The following is a 16,188-nucleotide window of genomic DNA, read 5'->3' on the forward strand; positions in this document are numbered from 1 at the left end:
CTACGCATACCAATCGCTTCGGGGTGGCTGGATCGCTTTTGTTGCTGCGACGGTTGAAGTATAGTGAATCTAGTCTTAATGTCAAGCTGACCTATCCATCAAAGGATAGAAAAGATAGTCTCTACGTACCTGCATGCGGTTTACAAGGAAGATGGGTTTCTTTCAAGCAACAAAAAACCGCCCGAAGGCGGTTAGGCGATGTTGGCGGATGACCCTCAGTATGGCTCGAATGCATCGGGCGGGACGCTTCCAGCTACGCGATGGATCTTCTCGATGTCGACCATGTCGATGGTCATTGGTGTGTATCCATTATTGATGCTCAAAAGCTGTACCTCGCCATCACGCGACCAGTTGAGCAGCTTCAGCAACTTCTTGCCATTGTTCAGCGCCACCACAACATCCCTGCCGGGCTGAGCTTCGATATTGGGTGTGATCACTACAAACTCACCAGCCCTGTACCGTGGGTGCATGGAGTCGCCTTTGACTCTCAGTGCATACGCACCAGGATCTTGGGCCCAGTACATCACGAAGCCTTCCCCATGTCCAACTGGGTATTGCAGTTCTTCAAGGTAGCCATCATCACCGGCCTTCACGCTTCCGACTACAGGTATGGCGCGAGCCTGGCGCAGCTTTGGCGCGTCATCCGCGTTTGCTTCTGGAGCTGTGGCTGAGTTTGGTGCCGGATAGCCAGTGACATCTGCGATGCGCTGAACCATCTCGAAACTAGGCGAGTGAAGGCCTTTCTCCCAATGACCGACGTTGGCCTTAGTGCGTCCAACAGCTTCTCCAAGCTGTTCCTGTGTGAGTTTTCCGTGCTTGCGAGCTGCGCGCACCCAGTCATTAAGTTCCATATGGCAATCGTATAGAAATACTTTACACAGCGGGGATAGAAAATATTGCCTATAAAGTCTAGAAATGCTATCCTGGGGCAATGCAAAACCCAATCGACACCGCCGCCGAAGTCGTCGGCTCCCAACAAGCTCTTGCGGTGGCCTTAGGTGTCACCAAGGCTGCTGTCTGGCAATGGAAGAAGCAAGTGCCAGTTATTTACTGCCTGCGCATCGAGCGACTGACCGCTGGAAAGGTCAGTCGCAAGGATCTTCGGCCCAACGACTGGCACTTGATTTGGCCAGACCTCACCGAGCCGGCCACAGCTTAGGCCCCGGCCTTCGCCATTTCCACCCGGCTACCAGTGAACCGAATGACTGCCTCGCCGCTTATCCAATTCACCTCTAAGCATGAGGTTTGGAGTGTGCGAGTAGTGCGCCCGTCTGCATCGACGTTGGTGGTCACGCTGGTTCGCATGCTGTTGTGGATCTGCTTGCCCAGCAGTTGTGGGCGGCGGGTGGTGGCGGAGGTGTTTTGCGTTTTCATGCAGCCAGTATCTGAAAGCTGCGCAACTTAAACAACATCCAGAAACATAGAGGCCGGATATGACTCCACAAGATGCACTGCGCCAGATGGCCAAAAGTTACCCAGGCGGCTACGACAGCCTGGCGCCGCGCCTTGGCAAGACCGCCGAGGTGCTGCGCAAAGAACTGTCGGGTGATCCCAAGTTCAAGCTGGGCCTGAGCACCGCCACGCTGATCTCAGAAATCTGCATCGAGGCCAACACGCCTCACTGCCATGACTTTGTGAACGCGATTGCAGCTGATGGCGGCGGCTTTGTGCGCCTGCCTGTGGTGGAGATGGAAGGCGGCCCGTGTGTGCATCGCTCGATCTCCAGCGTGGCGCAAGAGCTGTCTCATGTGATGAGCGCCGCCCTGGAGGGCGATGCAGATGGCGTGATCTCGGACAACGACCTGGCGCGCATCCAGAAGGAAGCCGCTGAGGCCTTGGCTGCCATTCAGCAGCTGGTCCAAACCGTCGAGGCCAAGAACAAGCAGGGCAAGACGAAGAGCAAGCAAGGCAAGAGCGCTGCGCGCGCTGAGGCCGCGGCTTAAAGGTTATGCCAGCGGCCAGGGTAGCTCCCGCACAGCAGATCCACCACCTGCCGGCCGCTGGCCTTCTATCTGTGGTGTTCCTTCATTTTTGTGGTGGACACATGGCAATAGCAATACAGCAACAAGACGAGATTCAAGTCTCTTTGGCCCAAGACGGCCAAATCGTCATCACTCAGGAGCCCTCTGACCTACAGAGCGCCTCCAGCAATGTTTTCGTCGCAGTCACCAACGTGGACGCGCTGATTCGCGCAATCCGTGCTGCCAAGCGCCAGGCGCTGGAGGCAAAGGAATAGGCATGGCCAATGATTCGCAAGCCATTGCGTCACCCTCAGAGCCGCCATATGCAGCTGACACACGGGCGAAGGGTTGGCGCTTCGAGCTGGACCTAGAGCGCATTGAGCAGTCGGATACCTGGGCACTTGCACCCGCAGAGCTGCGCCCGTGGCTGCTGATGCTTTGGGCGACCGCCTGGAAGCAGGTTCCTTGTGGCTCCCTGCCAGACGATGACCAACTTATTGCAGTGCGCATTGGCATGAAGGCAGCCCAATTCGCAAAGTCCCGCTCCATCCTGATGCGTGGCTGGTGGAAGGCCGTGGATGGCCGCCTGTATCACCCCACGATGACCACTCGGGTCCTCGAAATGATGGGCGTCAAGGACAAAGAGCGTCAACGCAAAGCTGAATACCGGAAGCGCAAAGACGCTGAAGAAGCGGCAAGACAGAACGGGGACGGGCGCGGTAGTGACCCTGGACAGGGGGCAGAGGTCCCTGATTTGTCCCATGGGACAAGCGCGGGACAGAACGGGGACGGACAGGGTAGTGACCCTGGCAGAGACGACACCGGAACCGGAACCGGAACCGGAACCGGAACCGGTTTATTAAATACCCCCCTACCCCCCAAGGGGGGCGGGCGTGCCAATCCCCCCCATGCACCTGACGGCTTTGAGCGCTTCTGGCAAGCCTGGCCGAAGTCCGAACGCAAAGGGGCCAAGGGCAAGTGCTTGGAGGTCTGGAAAAAGGTTGACGCAGAAAAGCATGTCGAGGTTGTGCTGGCGCATGTCGAGCGCATGAAGGTGGGTGAGATGTGGACGAAGGAGGGCGGGCGATATGTGCCGGCGCCGTTGGTCTACCTCAACAACCGCCGCTGGGAAGGCGCTGAAGACCAGCAGGCTGGTTATCCCACTGCGAGCGGGGGCCGGGAGAACTTTGATGCGAGCTACTACGAAGGTGCGGAGAGCTGGGGATGACCGATACACGAAAAGAAAACTGCCCTATTCACGGGGACTACAGCGCACGCGTGAACGCTGAGACAGGCCGCTGGACTCGCTGCTGGGGATGCGTCGAGGCGGAGATTCAGGCGCAAGAGGCGCAAGACCGTCAGCGGGAAAAAGCGGCAGAGGCTGGCCAGGTGCTGGCGCAACTGATCGACAGGAGCGGCATGGAAGGCCGCATGCTGCGCGCATCGTTTGAAAGCTACGAGGCCAGTACCCCCGCGCAGGCCGCAGTGCTTGCTGCGTGCGAGGCCTTTGCCGAATCCGTGGAGCTCGATGGCGGCCGCAATCTGTGGCTTATCGGGCCGCCTGGCACCGGCAAGACGCACCTTGGCAGCGCAATCGTCAGCCACCTCATCCGTGAACGCGGCATCCCTGCTGCGATCTACAGCGCCCGGGAGATTGTGCGGTTGCTGCGCGCTACCTGGGGGCGCAATCGTGATGAAGACGCCGAAACCGAGAGCGAGGTGATTGACCGCCTGGGCGAGATTGGCCTGCTGGTGCTCGATGAGGTGGGCGTGGGCTTCGACAAAGAGGCTGAGCGCACGCAAATCCTTGATGTCATCGACCGCCGATACAAGCTGGGCCGGCCGACCGTGGTCCTGTCCAACCTGCACGCCAAGGATGTGAAGCCAGTCTTGGGCCCCCGGGCGTTCGACCGCCTTCGTGACGGCGCTGAGATGCACATCTGCGCATGGGAAAGCCACCGCAAGGAGAACCGATGAACGCGAGAAGTGGCTTTGATATGCAGGATTTCGATTCGCAATTTCCCGCCCCCGCTGTGGCGGTTTGGGCCGATCCATCCCTAGTCCCTGAGCAGAGTGTGTTGGGCGCGCTGCTGAGTGGTGGCGCTGAGGCCTTTGACCTGGCAGCCGGGCTTGTGTCGGCAAGCAGCTTTGCTCATCCACTGCACAAAAGCATTTGGACCGCTGTGGAAGGACTGGTTCTGGCAGGCCGTGATGTGGACCCTGTGGTGGTGCTGCAGGACCTGCAGGGCAAGGTTGATGACGCCTACGCCGCTGGACTGCCAAGCTACCTCAACAACCTGACAAGCTCCTTTGCTTCGGTGCGGATGGTTACCCACCACGCCCGCATTGTGGCGAACCTGCACCGGCTGCGCCGCGTGGCAGAGGCCTCGGCAAAGGTGGGTGAGCTGCTCAAGGATAAATCGCTCTCAGCCGAGGAGATCTCTGGCCAGGCCGTGACGCTGTTCGATGCCATTGCTGATGAGCGCATGACCTCTGAGGCCAAGTCGGTGGGCGAGTTGGCTATCCCATTCCTTGACGAGCTGGAGGACCTGGCAGACGGCAAGGCCGTGCTGGGGCGCGAGACTGGCATTACGAAGCTGGACTACATCCTCGCCGGCGGCACCTATGACGGGCAGCTGATTGTCATCGCTGCGCGGCCAAGCGTGGGCAAGTCATCCTTTGCCCAGCAGCTGGCGCTCAACCAGGCCGAGCGGGGCTATCCCTCCGCATTCCTGGGCATGGAAATGAACGAGAAGGAGCTGATGCGCCGCACGGTGGCCAACCTCGGCCGGGTGCCGCTGCGCCTGCTCAAGACGGGCAAGCTCAGCCCCGATGACTATGGCCGTGTGCCAGACGCCATGGAACGCATGCGAGATCTTCCGCTGTATTTCGAGTTCTGCCCAGGCGTCAACCTGGCAGAGATCTCCGCCAAGATCCGCAAGCTGGTGCGCAAGCACAAGGTCAAACTGGTGGTCATCGACTATCTGCAGCTGATGGCTGCCACTGATGAGCGCAAAGACCGCCGGGTGCAGCTGGAAGAGATCACCCGCAACCTCAAGCGCCTGGCAGGCCAGCTGGGCATCACCATCGCGCTGCTGTCCCAGCTCAATCGAGAGGTGGAAAAGCGCTCCAACCCCAAGCCCCAGCTGTCCGACCTGAAGGAATGCGGTGCCATAGAGGAGGACGCCGACATTGTGCTGGTGCTGTGGGACCACAAGAAGGGCGACATCGATGAGTCATCCATCAAGGGCCTGGGCGCCATCAAGGGCCGCGACCTGGGGCAGAGCGACATGGCTCTGAACTTCGACGGCAAGTACCAGCGCTGGTCTGAATCCACCGAATCCCTCACCAGCAACACCAACACCGCCACCACTGCCCCACGGGCGCACAAGAGGTATCCCGATGACTACTAAGCCAGCAGAGGCAACGCATGTGCTCCTGTGGAGCCAGACCCAATCAGCGCTTCACGTAGAGCCAGTGGAGGCCATGCTCAAGTGCAACCGTCGGGCCTACGTCGAAAACGCCTGTTCTGACTGGGTGCCCATCCACCTGGGGTCTGAAGACGAATGCCGAACGGCGTCAACCCTTGCCATGAACGCCCTGAGCCAGCGACCAGCCGGCGCTACCCAACCCCAATAACCGAAACGGAGCCCGAATGAACTTTGCAGAGACAGCAGCACTATCCACCCCCGCTCGCCGCAGCGGCCGGGGCTATGTTGACTTCAATGTGGTGGCAGAAGCCCAGCGGCCAATGGATATCCGCCTGGTCAACTGGGGACGTTGGTGCCACGGTCCGATGCGCCGCGACATATCACCCATGTTCCGAGGCATGCCGCGTGAGCCGCAGTTGCGCCAGCCTGGGGACGTAGCCGCCGAGCTGATGGATCCAATGGACGCTGCTAAGGTAGCCAAGGCCGTCGCACAGCTGCCCGAGAAGCACCGCGCCGCATTGAACTGGTGCTATGTGATGGACTCGCGCAGCAAGGAAGCCAGCCCCGGCCGCGCATGCAAGAAGCTGGGCACCAGCCTGCAGGGCCTGGCCGATCTGCTGCGTGATGCGCGTCAGATGCTGATCAACAGAGGAGCGTGACATGAGCTGCGCCAACCGCGAGGAGCGACCACTGAGCGAGGCTGAGCGCCTGGTCAATGTCCACTACCTGGGCCACTGTCTCCACGAGAACCGGAGCGTGTGGCTAGATCGAAATATTGGTTGGTGCAGTCGTTGCTGGGGCTGCCGGCGAGAGATTGTCATCTCGGGTTACAGCCGAGTGGGCAGGCTACCGGATGACGTGCTCGCCCGGGCTTGGAGCCTGGAGCATATCCAGACCGCCTCTAGCCCGATCACCGGAGCGCAGTTGAAGCATGTCCTAGAGCAAGCTGGCTGGCAGGTCCAGCTCATGGGGCTGAATGGAAGGACTGTTTGCGAAGTACGCCAGGGCGACGCTATCCACCGAACGAGATTCTTTGATTCCTGGGAGGGGGCAGTTGTAGAGGCTGGCGCAATGACGCTGAAAAACTACGGATCTAGTCGTTGCGCTTGCCCGATTTGTGTGGTACAGTCTCCCCATTGACTGAGCAACAGCACAGAGTCGTATATCCTATGTGGAGGCGGTAGTGACTGCAAAAGCTCAGTGAGAGAGCTCTCCACTTCGGAGGGCTCTTTTCGTTTCGGTGTCACCACACATGCTGATTGAGAACCGAAGTGCTGCGAGAGCGAAAGCGACCACAAGCAATTCATACGTCATGCAGTCAGCAGTTGTGATGAAGTAAGGCGCCAGTAACCACTGCTTCGGGAGGTGGGTAGCCTGGATGTTTATCGACGGACGAACTTGGCTGTGCACGGCCGGGGTAGTCGCTGGAACCGTCACCAGCAACCCGAGCCCTTTGATCTGCCCATTGCCCTCTCTTCCCGGCCCCGCGCATTGGGTTTTGGGTAGTACAGGTCGTTAGAACTTAACCTTCCTGCTTTCCAGTGTTGATCGGATGATTCCTATCGATACATATGCCTTCCGATCTGCGCCTGAGCCAACAGCTTCTAAATGCTTAAGTAAAGAGCTTTTCTCATCCGAAGTGAGTTGACGCGGGTCCGCATTCTCAATAATTTTTGTGATTACAGGATGAAGCTCGTCATACCGTGACGCAACTCTTTGCAATTGAGTTGGGGTTTTATTTTGGGCATCACTTATAGAGTCTGCATGTGATATGGAGTTACCAAGATCTTCGATGGCGGTGATTGCTTCGAACACCGTGCGTATTTCGTTTGGATGCTTGATCATAGAAATTCCTTAGTTAGTTGAAGTTCTATTATTACTAGCACTCGCCAAGTGCGGGGCTTTTTCATTTCCGCATCTAAGCACACGGGTTGTGTCGCCAGCCTTCCAAGCTGCGCAGAGCTGGGTTCGACTCCCACTAGATGCTCCACATGTCCAGCTGCAGCAAGCGCGGCCCGCACCCGAGCGGTATGAAGGTGCGGCATCTCCTACTGAGAGCTTCCCAGTGCTTGAAGAAGCGAACAGCAACCACAGCCCATGAGGGTTGTCTGATGGGGTACGAATACCAAGGCCAGCCAAGCGCTGGCTTTTCTTTTGGAGTAAGCCATGAGCCTAAGACGAAAGATAGCCCTGTGGCTGTGTCCTGAGTTGAAGCGAGATTCTGGTGTGGCCTGGCGCTTCCCTGCCCATATCGAGGACTATCAGCGCTGGCTCGGAGCATTTCCAGAAGTTGCGCAGGTGCTGAAGTGCCTTCGCGCAACGGTTCTTGGTGGCGAGCCAATCAATGCCGGCACACCCGTAGCAGATGAGGTCTGCACCATCGGCGGGCTGCGCGATCAGTTGCTCAAGATGCAAAAGATGCACCCAACCGTCCACGCAGGCGAGCGCATCATCCCAGCTGCAGACAACAAGGCCCTGATCCAGAGCCTCAAGGCAAGCCAGCATGCACACGACGAAGTGTGGAAGGCCGAGGTCCTTGACCTGCTTCGGCTGCTGAATGCCACGCTCACCAGCGTCACAGAGGGCGGCAACTCCATGAAGGTGACCATCCTCAAGTAACCAGTTACCGCAGGGCAGGCTCTCCGCACACGCGACCTACACACTTGGAGCCTAGCCCCTGCGACCCGATAAGATATGATCCGCTTCTTGTAACAAAGGATTGCGGATGACTATTCAGATTGCTACAGTTGAGGAGGCGGCAGCCTATCTTGAGAGATTGGTTGCGGGTGAAAACCCTGATGACTTTTCTTTAACCGGTGAGATGGATGTCCTGCACATCATGATTGATGGAGCCAAGTATCATTCTTCAGTGCCAGGAGAATTGGCCCGGGGACTTTGGCAGTATCAAGAACAGATCTATGCTGCAGCGTCTCTGGCCCTACACGGTAGCAGAGACATTCGTAAGCTCACTGCTGATGAGAGAGATGCCCTTGAGTTGGTATTCGAGGTAAAGGCCGGGTGTTCTGACTTCAAGGCTAGTATTGGAAAGCTCATCGAAAAAATTGGCGAGAGCATCGTAACCATGGACAACGCAACTAAGAAAAAGATCATTCTCTGCATAGCAGGGTTGCTTGTTGCTGGTTACATGGGCCAGGCCGGGATAGCGGCCACCGCAGAAGTTTATAAAGACAGCAATAAAAAGGAGCAGGTGGTGCTAGTTGAAGCAGAGCGCACCAAACAGTTTGAGATCTTTGCTAAGGCTATGTCCGGCAATAAAGTTGTGGATAGCTTTAAAGAAGCATCTGTGGAAGGCGGTAAGGCTATAGTGCGAGCAGCAGGCGATGCTCAAGAAATTGAAATTGGACGCACTAACTTAGATCAGGATGACATCCATGCTTTGAATAGTCGGTCTCCTAAGGCTCGAAGTGAGTCAGAGGTGCTTGATCTAGACTTCCGCATCTTCCAAGTGAATGTACGGAATGAAGGAACAATGAAATATGTTCTGGCTGGCCCAGGAACAGGTGAGTTCGTTGCAACAATGGATGAATCACAATTCTCTGGTGACGATCTAACTAAAGTGTTGTCAGCAGTTCAGGAGCGGAAGCGTGTTCGCCTAGAGGTGGTTATCGCTCGCGCGAATGGCGTCATCCGTTCTGCGCAAATCACGCAAGTCTTTTGACCCCGCGTTACAGGCCTAAGAGATGCCACCTAACGGTGGCTTTTTTATTGGCGGCTCAATTCGGCATGAGTCGGCTGCGACCCGATAGGAGAGAGCCATGGGATTGAAGACACTCAAGCCAAGGCTACAGGCTCACACCAGTAGCAGACTGGCAGCTCTGCGCTATCTCAGGCCCCAGTAGGACGGATGAAACAGGAGTGAGTTGCCAGTCTTTGAGCAAGGCGATGGCTTTCTTCCATCAATGCGGCGTATGCATTATCTGTTTCCGCCGAGCCCACTTGCCAGATATGTCTTGCCTGCGCCAGATACGCATCTAGAGACTTAGGAATCGGCTTGTTTTCCGCTACATCTAGAGCGGCGCGAATGTAGACGTACAAGGCTTCAGCTTTAATGCGGCCTTGCTCTGCGCTTTGGTGGATGGAAAGAAAGTTGTTGGGTTGCATGATGGATCCGTGAAGTACGAATCTAATGCTATCCCAGTTAAAAGGTGCCTACGCTATCAATCGAGGGTTTGTTTGTAGCCTGCATCAGTTCTTTCCACTCGGAGGGCTCTGGAGCGTGCTGCTTTCCAGCATGGCGATGGTGATTGCAGTGCCAGCATGCAGCCACGATGTTGGATGCTCTGTCGGAGCCGCCAACACATTTGGCGCGCAAATGCTCTGCGGTGCAGCGATTGGGGTGATGCTTCTTCTTGGCAGAAACCATTGGCTGGTTGCAGTAGAAGCAGAGGCCCTTTTGGGCTTGGAAGGCGGAATGACGGTGTTTGGCGACACGAGAGCGCATATGAATCTCCAATGAAGGGAGATTGCAGTGCAAGCTGTTCGCGGCTCGTGTACCTCTGCATTCGAATGTCGGTGTACGACATCGCTAACCGGCCCGCTGGGCAAATCGGTCGACACTTGGTGAATGTCACAGCACTCTTTGAAGGTGCGATGGCAGGATTCTGGCCTAAGTCCGGCTGAGTAGTCAACACCTACCGATAAGCATGGAGGAGCCTATGGCAACGCCAAATAAGGCCGAGCCGAAGGGGTGCGCATGAGCCTGGACAAAGCAATCGCCTCAGGCAAAGAGCATCGCAAGGGATATGCCGAGCGAGGCAAGCCAGGGCGGAATGACAGGACCTGTAGGCCGCACGGCGGCGGCTGCGCACCAGCAATGGTCTGCAGCTACTGTGAGCGCAACCGGCTGTTTCGACACCTGCGCCGGGTTGACGCAGTGGTGCGCATCCAAGAGGGGTGGTGGCCCCTAAGCATCTAGGATTGAAATCTAAGGTGTTGAGTTAGCTGGCGGGCTTGCGTTCTGCAGTAGACTGCGGCGAACTATTTTGAAGCACCCCTATGACCAAAAGAATTGATGAACTGTCTGATGCGGATGTCGATAAAGAGCTTAAGAGGGTTCAACTGCAGCGAGAGCGTCTGCAATTGGAGAAGGAGTTGGCTCGAAAGAAGTGGTTGGCTTCTGCCAACAGTTTTATACTTGCGAGTAGCTATTATTCTCTGAATGCTGGTGCAAAGGCTGTCGGATTTGTTAGTCGAATTTTTGCAAGTGTCGGTAGGAATATAAAAAAAATTGCTGCTTTTGCGCTGCTATCGATTGCTATTTTTGCTGGTATTTATGCCTATGAAGACATGCAGGTTAAAAGTTTCCGTCAAGCGAAGGAGGAGGGGATTTTGAAATCCTGCGGCGAATATCCTGATTATGATGCCTGCATTAGTAATGGTGGTTCGCATTCAAGTTGCGCATTTGCATATTTTGAAAAAAGCCGAAAACATGATGAATGTAGAATAAAGTCTGAAAAAGATCTTATTAAACTACAGCCTTTCCTACTATTTCATTCAGTATATTGATTAATTGATGTGGGCAAGTTGAGAAGTGCTTAAATTGGCCTCCTCTCTACAATTGCTCTGATGAATCCGTATCAATTACAGCTGTTGACCGAGCCGGAGAGTAGTGAATGAAAACTCTCAAGTCACACCTGCCAATGCTTCCCTCTGGCCTTAAGGTTCTGGATATAAAGGCTGGAGCGACGGAGCGGATACGAGGTAGCAGGTGGATGAAGATCCGGGAGCGCACCATGACTGTGGGCGCCTACACCTGCGTTGACTGTGGCAGGGTCCATGCCTCGAACGAGGTAGATCACGACACCCCGCTAGAGCAGGGTGGCAGCAACGACCAATCGAACCTGGTGGTGCGATGCACAGACTGCCACAAGGCCAAGACGAAGCGAGAGGCGCAGGAGCGGTATCGGGTTGGGTGAATCGAGAGCGACTCGCCAGAGGGCTGTGGTCGAACCGCCGAGGCATCGGCAGGCACCCCGGGGCCAGAAAAGTCCACAAGGCCTTTGCCCTCGAAACCGACCTGTTCCGCATGCGCAGATTATTTCTCCCATGGAGGATTTGTTAATGGCTTTAACAGGCAAAAAGCGACTGTTCGCCAATGCCGTTTTGGCTGGCAAGTCGAATAAAGACGCGGCAATCGCCGCAGGGTATAGCCCAGCTACTGCATCGGCAGCCGGTTCACGGCTTGTTAAGGATGCTGAGGTGGCCGAGCACCTTCAGAAGCACAAGAAGGCGAAGGAAACAGGCGAGGCTCCGCCGGCTGACCGTCCATCGTTTGACCTCAGCCAGGCGATGGCGCATAAAGACCCTCGCGCCTTTCTGATGGCAGCGATGAACGATGTTGAGTTGGAGCCAAAGCTGCGCATCGATGCTGCGAAGGCGCTGATGCCCTTTGAGTTCGCCAAGATGGGCGAGGCCGGCAAGAAAGATGCAAAGCAGGCTGCTGCTGAGAAAGCTGGAGCAGGCAGATTTGGCTTGCGGGCGGTGAAGTGATGGAATGGACTACGAGCCTCCCGGACTGGGAGGAGCGCATTATTGCGCGTCGGTCCATGGTGCCCGTTGAGCCGTTGTTTCCAGAGGTGGCAGCCGATGCAATGGATGTCTTCGGCGCCCTTCGGATGGTGGACGCTGACGGTAGCCCTCTGATGGGTGACGCTTGCTTGCCTTGGGTGAATGAATTGGTAGCGGCGCTGTTTGGCTCCTATGACCCGGAGCGTAGGCGCCGCCTGATCACCAACTATTTCCTGATGGTGAGCAAGAAAAACGGCAAATCAATGATTGCTGCGGGCGTAATGCTCACAGCGCTCATTCTCAACACTCGGGCGGCGGGTGAGTTCATCATCCTGGCGCCGACCAAGGAAGCGGCTGACAACGCGTACAAGCCTATTCGGGAGATGATCCTGGCCGATGACGAGTTGTCAGCCCGGTTTCACGAGCAGCAGCACATCAAAACTGTCACTGACCGGCTGAACAACGCAACCTTAAAAGTGGTGGCGGCCGACAGCGCGACTGTCACTGGCAAAAAGGCCATCGGCGTGTTCATTGATGAGCTGCACGAGTTCGGCAAGAGCGCCAAGGCTACATCGATGCTGACGGAGGCGACAGGTGGTATCACTTCTCGTCCGGAAGGCTTCGTCTTCTACTGCACAACGCAATCGGAGAACCCGCCTGCCGGCGTGTTCCTGGACAAGCTTAACTACGCCCGCAAGGTGCGAGACGGCCAGGTGGTGGATCGCAGGTTCCTGCCTGTGATCTACGAATTCCCTGACCATATGCTGGAGGCTAAGGCTTACGAGAACCTCGACAACGCATACATCACCAACCCAAATTGGAATGTGTCGGTGGATTCTGAGGTCATCGCGCAGAAGATCCAGGAGGCAGAGGAGGCTGGCGAGCATGCAGTCCGGGACATCAGGGCCAAGCACCTGAACGTCCAGGTAGGCATGAATATGTCCGCCCAGCGGTGGACAGGCGCTGACTACTGGGAGCAAAACGGCGACAAGCGCGTAACACTGGACCACATCATTGCCAATTCTGAGGTAATCACCATCGGCATCGATGGTGGCGGCCTGGATGACTTGCTCGGGCTGGGGATCGAGGGCCGTGAGGCTGGGAAAGAAAGTTGCCTGCTGTGGAATAGGGCGTGGGTCCATCCCATCGGCATCGAGCGGCGCAAGTCCGAAGCATCCAAGTACCACGGCTTCGTCAGCGATGGCGACCTGATCATTGTCGATAGGCCGCGTCAGGACGTTGAGGAACTGGCCGCCCTGTGCAAAAAGGTCTACGACGCTGGCCTGTTGGCCAAGATTGGCCTGGATCCGGAGCGCACCCACAAGGTCGTGTTCAAAGCGCTGATTGATGCAGGCATCCCGGAGGATCTCATCATTGGCATCTCTCAGGGCTGGAAGCTGACCGGCGCGATCGCGGTGGCCGAGTTGGCCTTGAAGGATGGCCAGTTGACACACGCCGACTCGCCAATGATGGCCTGGTCGGTGGGCAATGCCAAGGTAGTTCCTTCCGGAAACGCTGTGCTGATCACCAAGCAGGCCAGCGGCACGGCCAAAATTGACCCGCTGATGGCCTCGCTGAACGCGATCACGCTGATGGCGACGAACCCTGAGGCAAAGCGCAAATCGGTCTACGAGCGGCGCGGCATCAGGTACTTATAGGGTACGACTCAATGAAAATATTCGATATGTTCCGGCGCAAGCCGGAGGCACAGTCGCGCCCGCAGTCCAGTGCTCAGGGGTTCACCTTTACCGGACTGGATGACCCGGCGTTTCTGGAGTTCATTCGCCTGGGCCAAACAGGTGCCCAAGGCAACATGCTGCGCAACACCGCGGCACTGCGTTGCCTTACCCTCCTGTGCAACGGCCTGGGCATGCTGCCCTTGAGCCTCTACCGCGTGGGGAGTGACAAGCAAAAGGCGACTGACCACGCGGGGCACAAGCTGGTGCGCATCAAGCCCAACCCCTACCAGACTCCCATGGAGTTCAAGAGTCAGATGGAGCTTTTGCTGGAGACGGAGGGCAACGCTTATGCGCGTGTCATCCGATCTGGAGGCCGCCCCATTCACCTTATCCCTTTCGAGAAGGGACGGGTCACTAGCAAGCTTGGGCCGGGTTGGCGGATGCAGTACCAATGCACAACCGAGAACGGTGGCCAGTTGACGTTGGACCAGGACGAAATCCTGCACATCCGCGACCTGTCGCTCGATGGTATCGAGGGGCTATCCCGCCGAAAGTTGGCATCTGAGGTCTTTGACCTTGCGGCCGGCGCGCAGCGTGCTGCAGCCAACGTATTCCGAACGGGGGTCATGGCTGGTGGCGCCATTGAAGTAGCGGGTGAGTTGTCCGACTCGGCTTATGAGCGTATGAAGCGCTCTCTGGATGAAGACCACTCAGGGGCCGAGAACATCAACAAATGGATGTTGCTGGAGGAGGGTGCCAAGGCCAACAAGTTCGGATCTACCGCAGCAGATGCGCAGCAGATTGAGAACCGGAACCACCAGATTGAGGAAGTCGCCCGCCTTTATGGCGTGCCCCGGCCCCTCTTGATGATGGACGACACCAGTTGGGGCTCTGGCATTGAGCAACTGGGCATCTTCTTCGTGCAATACACGCTGGCCAGCCGCATGCAGGCCTGGGAAGAAGCCCTGGCCCGATCGCTTTTGACCGACCGAGAGCGGGAAACCCTGTACTTCAAGTTCAACGTGCGCGCTTTGCTGCGCGGCACCCTCAAAGACCAAGCCGACTACTTCGCCAAGGCCTTGGGCGCTGGCGGGCATCAGCCATGGCACAGCGCAGACGAAGTGCGGGAGCTGCTGGACTACCCAGCAACTGACCTGCCACATGCAACTCAGCTCGGACAGCCGTCTGGAAAGAAAGAAAGCAATGAGCCTAAGAAAACTACCTGAGCTGAACGCTGGGGCGCGCGGTCGCATCCAGTCGTTTGTGTCGCCTAGTGCGATGTCCCGTTGGACGCCAGGCATCCAGGCGGCTGCTGGCGACTCTCCAGACAACACGATCAGCATTTTGGATGTGATCGGCGAGGACTGGTGGACCGGTGAGGGTGTTACCTCAAACCGGATCGCTGGAGCCCTACGCGCTATCGGTGAGCGTGATGTGGTCGTGAACGTGAATAGCCCAGGTGGTGACATGTTCGAGGGGGTGGCGATCTACAACCAGCTGCGCATGCATCCGGGCCGTGTCACGGTGAACATTCTGGGCATGGCCGCAAGCGCCGCCTCGGTGATCGCCATGGCTGGCGATGAGATCCGCATTGGTCGGCCATCGTTCCTGATGATCCACAACTGCTGGTGTCTCGCCGCCGGCAACCGTCACGACTTCGCCGCACTGAGCGAGCAGATGGCGCCCTTTGACGCGGCCATGGCCGATGTTTACCAGGAGCGCACTGGTGTGGACCTCAAGCGCATCACATCACTGATGGACAAGGAAAGCTGGATCGGCGGCTCTGTTGCTGTCGCTGACGGCTGGGCGGACGCCTTGCTGGAGGATTCAGCGATCAAACAGGGCTCCGACACACAAGCCTCGGCGGTGCGCCGCATCGAAGCTGCGTTGCGCGCAAGCGGCATGCCTCGTAGCGAAGCACAGCGTGTCCTATCTGAATTTAAGTCCGGCCTGAGCGATTCGGCTGGCAATGGCGGCCTGAGTGACTCGGCAGCAAAACCAGTGGCAGCGGCCTCGCTGCAAAACCTACTCAACGCCATGAAAGGCTAAATATGACCGACATCAACAAGACCATTGAAGACCTGGGTCGCTCCTTTGAAGAGTTCAAGAGCACCCACACGCAGGAGCTGAACGCCCTGAAAGCTGGCAACAGCACCGCTGACTTCCAGGCCAAGCAGGAAAAGATCAACGCCGACATCGACCGCCTGCAAAAGGAAGTCGAAGACGCGCATACCAAGATTGCCTCTGCGCAAATGGGTGCTGGCACTAAGGCGCTGCGTGACAAGGAGTACACCGACTCCTTCAACGCCCACATGCGCAAGGGTGATGTGCAAGCCGCTCTGAACAAGGGCACTGCAGACGAAGGTGGCTACCTGACGCCCGTCGAATGGGACCGCACCATCACGGACAAGCTGCGTGAGGAATCGCCCATGCGTCAACTGGCCCAGGTTCAACCCACCAGCAAAGCCGGCTGGAAGAAGCTGTTCAACATGGGCGGCACGGGCTCTGGTTGGGTGGGCGAAACTGACGCCCGCCCTGAAACTGCCACTCCTGTGTTGGCTGAGTTGGGCTTTGGTCATGGTGAGATCT

Annotated in this window: 22 protein-coding genes and 1 tRNA gene; 18 read left to right on the forward strand and 5 right to left on the reverse strand. The window is 57.2% G+C overall.

The features are described 5' to 3' along the window. Nucleotides 1-212 (forward strand): hypothetical protein (locus ACCQ08_RS25520; protein ID WP_373451333.1); only part of this gene is annotated, 212 nt, incomplete at its 5' end. Between the two features lie 3 nt (nt 213-215). Here ACCQ08_RS25520 and ACCQ08_RS25525 read toward each other — a convergent pair. After that, a complete protein-coding gene (locus ACCQ08_RS25525) occupies nt 216-851 on the reverse strand; it encodes a S24 family peptidase (protein WP_373451334.1) in 636 nt (211 codons plus the stop codon). An 80-nt stretch (nt 852-931) separates the two neighbouring features. On the opposite strand from ACCQ08_RS25525, the gene ACCQ08_RS25530 reads away from it, so the two are divergent. Beyond that, nucleotides 932-1,159, forward strand: coding sequence for a Cro/CI family transcriptional regulator (locus ACCQ08_RS25530; RefSeq protein WP_313330290.1), 228 nt, complete (start codon nt 932-934; stop codon nt 1,157-1,159). Here ACCQ08_RS25530 and ACCQ08_RS25535 read toward each other — a convergent pair. Further along, nucleotides 1,156-1,374: a hypothetical protein gene (locus tag ACCQ08_RS25535; RefSeq protein WP_373451335.1), complete on the reverse strand. Its 219-nt coding sequence runs from the start codon at nt 1,372-1,374 to the stop codon at nt 1,156-1,158. The genes ACCQ08_RS25530 and ACCQ08_RS25535 overlap by 4 nt on opposite strands. Nucleotides 1,375-1,433: 59 nt before the next feature. Here ACCQ08_RS25535 and ACCQ08_RS25540 point away from each other — a divergent pair, with 59 nt between their 5' ends. The 6 genes from ACCQ08_RS25540 (at nt 1,434) to ACCQ08_RS25565 (ending at nt 6,051) form a co-directional block, all read left to right on the forward strand. Then, nucleotides 1,434-1,943 carry a phage regulatory CII family protein gene (locus tag ACCQ08_RS25540; protein WP_373451336.1) on the forward strand — a complete coding sequence of 170 codons (510 nt, stop codon included), beginning with the start codon at nt 1,434-1,436 and terminating at the stop codon, nt 1,941-1,943. 101 nt (nt 1,944-2,044) lie between these two features. Continuing rightward, nucleotides 2,045-2,236 carry a hypothetical protein gene (locus ACCQ08_RS25545; RefSeq protein WP_373451337.1) on the forward strand — a complete coding sequence of 64 codons (192 nt, stop codon included), beginning with the start codon at nt 2,045-2,047 and terminating at the stop codon, nt 2,234-2,236. 2 nt (nt 2,237-2,238) lie between these two features. Next, nucleotides 2,239-3,189 (forward strand): hypothetical protein, encoded by a 951-nt coding sequence (locus ACCQ08_RS25550; protein ID WP_373451338.1) that lies wholly within the window; start codon nt 2,239-2,241, stop codon nt 3,187-3,189. Continuing rightward, on the forward strand, nt 3,186-3,938 hold the full coding sequence (locus ACCQ08_RS25555) for an ATP-binding protein (RefSeq protein WP_373451339.1): 753 nt from the start codon (nt 3,186-3,188) through the stop codon (nt 3,936-3,938). Before ACCQ08_RS25550 ends, ACCQ08_RS25555 begins: the two co-directional genes overlap by 4 nt. Nucleotides 3,939-3,958: 20 nt before the next feature. Next, the gene (locus tag ACCQ08_RS25560) at nt 3,959-5,374 is read left to right on the forward strand and encodes a replicative DNA helicase (protein WP_373451352.1); all 1,416 of its coding nucleotides are present in this window, start codon (nt 3,959-3,961) and stop codon (nt 5,372-5,374) included. 242 nt (nt 5,375-5,616) lie between these two features. Continuing rightward, nucleotides 5,617-6,051, forward strand: coding sequence for a hypothetical protein (locus ACCQ08_RS25565; RefSeq protein WP_373451340.1), 435 nt, complete (start codon nt 5,617-5,619; stop codon nt 6,049-6,051). An 856-nt stretch (nt 6,052-6,907) separates the two neighbouring features. On the opposite strand, the gene ACCQ08_RS25570 is transcribed toward ACCQ08_RS25565, so the two are convergent. Continuing rightward, on the reverse strand, nt 6,908-7,237 hold the full coding sequence (locus ACCQ08_RS25570; RefSeq protein ID WP_373451341.1) for a hypothetical protein: 330 nt from the start codon (nt 7,235-7,237) through the stop codon (nt 6,908-6,910). 69 nt (nt 7,238-7,306) lie between these two features. Between ACCQ08_RS25570 and ACCQ08_RS25575 the strand changes: the two genes are divergently transcribed. The 3 genes from ACCQ08_RS25575 to ACCQ08_RS25585 all read left to right on the forward strand — a co-directional run bounded on the left by ACCQ08_RS25575 (nt 7,307) and on the right by ACCQ08_RS25585 (nt 9,071). Beyond that, nucleotides 7,307-7,382: transfer RNA gene (locus ACCQ08_RS25575), tRNA-Gly, on the forward strand. A 176-nt stretch (nt 7,383-7,558) separates the two neighbouring features. Then, a complete protein-coding gene (locus ACCQ08_RS25580) occupies nt 7,559-8,011 on the forward strand; it encodes a hypothetical protein (RefSeq protein WP_373451342.1) in 453 nt (150 codons plus the stop codon). A gap of 106 nt (nt 8,012-8,117) precedes the next feature. After that, nucleotides 8,118-9,071, forward strand: a complete 954-nt coding sequence (locus ACCQ08_RS25585; RefSeq protein ID WP_373451343.1) for a hypothetical protein — start codon at nt 8,118-8,120, stop codon at nt 9,069-9,071. A 167-nt stretch (nt 9,072-9,238) separates the two neighbouring features. Here the strand turns inward: ACCQ08_RS25585 and ACCQ08_RS25590 are convergent, their stop codons facing one another. Together ACCQ08_RS25590 and ACCQ08_RS25595 are read right to left on the reverse strand one after the other, a co-directional pair. Then, on the reverse strand, nt 9,239-9,514 hold the full coding sequence (locus ACCQ08_RS25590) for a hypothetical protein (RefSeq protein ID WP_373451344.1): 276 nt from the start codon (nt 9,512-9,514) through the stop codon (nt 9,239-9,241). Between the two features lie 37 nt (nt 9,515-9,551). Continuing rightward, complete coding sequence (locus tag ACCQ08_RS25595; protein ID WP_373451345.1) at nt 9,552-9,854, reverse strand: HNH endonuclease; 303 nt, start codon at nt 9,852-9,854, stop codon at nt 9,552-9,554. A gap of 554 nt (nt 9,855-10,408) precedes the next feature. Between ACCQ08_RS25595 and ACCQ08_RS25600 the strand changes: the two genes are divergently transcribed. The 7 genes from ACCQ08_RS25600 to ACCQ08_RS25630 all read left to right on the forward strand — a co-directional run. Further along, entirely contained in the window at nt 10,409-10,918 is a 510-nt protein-coding gene (locus ACCQ08_RS25600; protein ID WP_373451346.1) for a hypothetical protein, read from the forward strand. A gap of 227 nt (nt 10,919-11,145) precedes the next feature. Next, on the forward strand, nt 11,146-11,328 hold the full coding sequence (locus ACCQ08_RS25605; protein ID WP_373451353.1) for an HNH endonuclease: 183 nt from the start codon (nt 11,146-11,148) through the stop codon (nt 11,326-11,328). A 130-nt stretch (nt 11,329-11,458) separates the two neighbouring features. Beyond that, nucleotides 11,459-11,902, forward strand: coding sequence for a terminase small subunit (locus ACCQ08_RS25610; protein WP_373451347.1), 444 nt, complete (start codon nt 11,459-11,461; stop codon nt 11,900-11,902). Further along, complete coding sequence (locus ACCQ08_RS25615) at nt 11,902-13,578, forward strand: terminase large subunit (RefSeq protein ID WP_373451348.1); 1,677 nt, start codon at nt 11,902-11,904, stop codon at nt 13,576-13,578. The genes ACCQ08_RS25610 and ACCQ08_RS25615 overlap by 1 nt, the downstream gene beginning before the upstream one ends. Before the next feature lie 11 nt (nt 13,579-13,589). Beyond that, nucleotides 13,590-14,825 carry a phage portal protein gene (locus ACCQ08_RS25620; RefSeq protein WP_373451349.1) on the forward strand — a complete coding sequence of 412 codons (1,236 nt, stop codon included), beginning with the start codon at nt 13,590-13,592 and terminating at the stop codon, nt 14,823-14,825. Beyond that, on the forward strand, nt 14,761-15,648 hold the full coding sequence (locus ACCQ08_RS25625) for a head maturation protease, ClpP-related (protein WP_373451350.1): 888 nt from the start codon (nt 14,761-14,763) through the stop codon (nt 15,646-15,648). Before ACCQ08_RS25620 ends, ACCQ08_RS25625 begins: the two co-directional genes overlap by 65 nt. Nucleotides 15,649-15,650: 2 nt before the next feature. Then, the coding region (locus tag ACCQ08_RS25630) for a phage major capsid protein (RefSeq protein ID WP_373451351.1) at nt 15,651-16,188 on the forward strand (538 nt) is incomplete at its 3' end.

Source organism: Comamonas sp. SY3 (assembly GCF_041730275.1).
GTDB classification, from domain to species: domain Bacteria; phylum Pseudomonadota; class Gammaproteobacteria; order Burkholderiales; family Burkholderiaceae_C; genus Comamonas; species Comamonas sediminis.

What these genes read in the sequence shown, in the direction of transcription:
- ACCQ08_RS25535 (WP_373451335.1), bottom strand. Translation starts at nt 1,374, where the DNA reads ATGAAAACGCAAAACACCTCCGCCACCACCCGCCGCCCACAACTGCTG.
- ACCQ08_RS25530 (WP_313330290.1), top strand. Translation starts at nt 932, where the DNA reads ATGCAAAACCCAATCGACACCGCCGCCGAAGTCGTCGGCTCCCAACAA.
- ACCQ08_RS25615 (WP_373451348.1), top strand. Translation starts at nt 11,902, where the DNA reads ATGGAATGGACTACGAGCCTCCCGGACTGGGAGGAGCGCATTATTGCG.
- ACCQ08_RS25595 (WP_373451345.1), bottom strand. Translation starts at nt 9,854, where the DNA reads ATGCGCTCTCGTGTCGCCAAACACCGTCATTCCGCCTTCCAAGCCCAA.
- ACCQ08_RS25590 (WP_373451344.1), bottom strand. Translation starts at nt 9,514, where the DNA reads ATGCAACCCAACAACTTTCTTTCCATCCACCAAAGCGCAGAGCAAGGC.
- ACCQ08_RS25605 (WP_373451353.1), top strand. Translation starts at nt 11,146, where the DNA reads ATGACTGTGGGCGCCTACACCTGCGTTGACTGTGGCAGGGTCCATGCC.
- ACCQ08_RS25540 (WP_373451336.1), top strand. Translation starts at nt 1,434, where the DNA reads ATGACTCCACAAGATGCACTGCGCCAGATGGCCAAAAGTTACCCAGGC.
- ACCQ08_RS25610 (WP_373451347.1), top strand. Translation starts at nt 11,459, where the DNA reads ATGGAGGATTTGTTAATGGCTTTAACAGGCAAAAAGCGACTGTTCGCC.
- ACCQ08_RS25625 (WP_373451350.1), top strand. Translation starts at nt 14,761, where the DNA reads ATGCAACTCAGCTCGGACAGCCGTCTGGAAAGAAAGAAAGCAATGAGC.
- ACCQ08_RS25555 (WP_373451339.1), top strand. Translation starts at nt 3,186, where the DNA reads ATGACCGATACACGAAAAGAAAACTGCCCTATTCACGGGGACTACAGC.
- ACCQ08_RS25565 (WP_373451340.1), top strand. Translation starts at nt 5,617, where the DNA reads ATGAACTTTGCAGAGACAGCAGCACTATCCACCCCCGCTCGCCGCAGC.
- ACCQ08_RS25560 (WP_373451352.1), top strand. Translation starts at nt 3,959, where the DNA reads ATGCAGGATTTCGATTCGCAATTTCCCGCCCCCGCTGTGGCGGTTTGG.
- ACCQ08_RS25580 (WP_373451342.1), top strand. Translation starts at nt 7,559, where the DNA reads ATGAGCCTAAGACGAAAGATAGCCCTGTGGCTGTGTCCTGAGTTGAAG.
- ACCQ08_RS25525 (WP_373451334.1), bottom strand. Translation starts at nt 851, where the DNA reads ATGGAACTTAATGACTGGGTGCGCGCAGCTCGCAAGCACGGAAAACTC.
- ACCQ08_RS25570 (WP_373451341.1), bottom strand. Translation starts at nt 7,237, where the DNA reads ATGATCAAGCATCCAAACGAAATACGCACGGTGTTCGAAGCAATCACC.
- ACCQ08_RS25600 (WP_373451346.1), top strand. Translation starts at nt 10,409, where the DNA reads ATGACCAAAAGAATTGATGAACTGTCTGATGCGGATGTCGATAAAGAG.
- ACCQ08_RS25585 (WP_373451343.1), top strand. Translation starts at nt 8,118, where the DNA reads ATGACTATTCAGATTGCTACAGTTGAGGAGGCGGCAGCCTATCTTGAG.
- ACCQ08_RS25620 (WP_373451349.1), top strand. Translation starts at nt 13,590, where the DNA reads ATGAAAATATTCGATATGTTCCGGCGCAAGCCGGAGGCACAGTCGCGC.
- ACCQ08_RS25545 (WP_373451337.1), top strand. Translation starts at nt 2,045, where the DNA reads ATGGCAATAGCAATACAGCAACAAGACGAGATTCAAGTCTCTTTGGCC.
- ACCQ08_RS25550 (WP_373451338.1), top strand. Translation starts at nt 2,239, where the DNA reads ATGGCCAATGATTCGCAAGCCATTGCGTCACCCTCAGAGCCGCCATAT.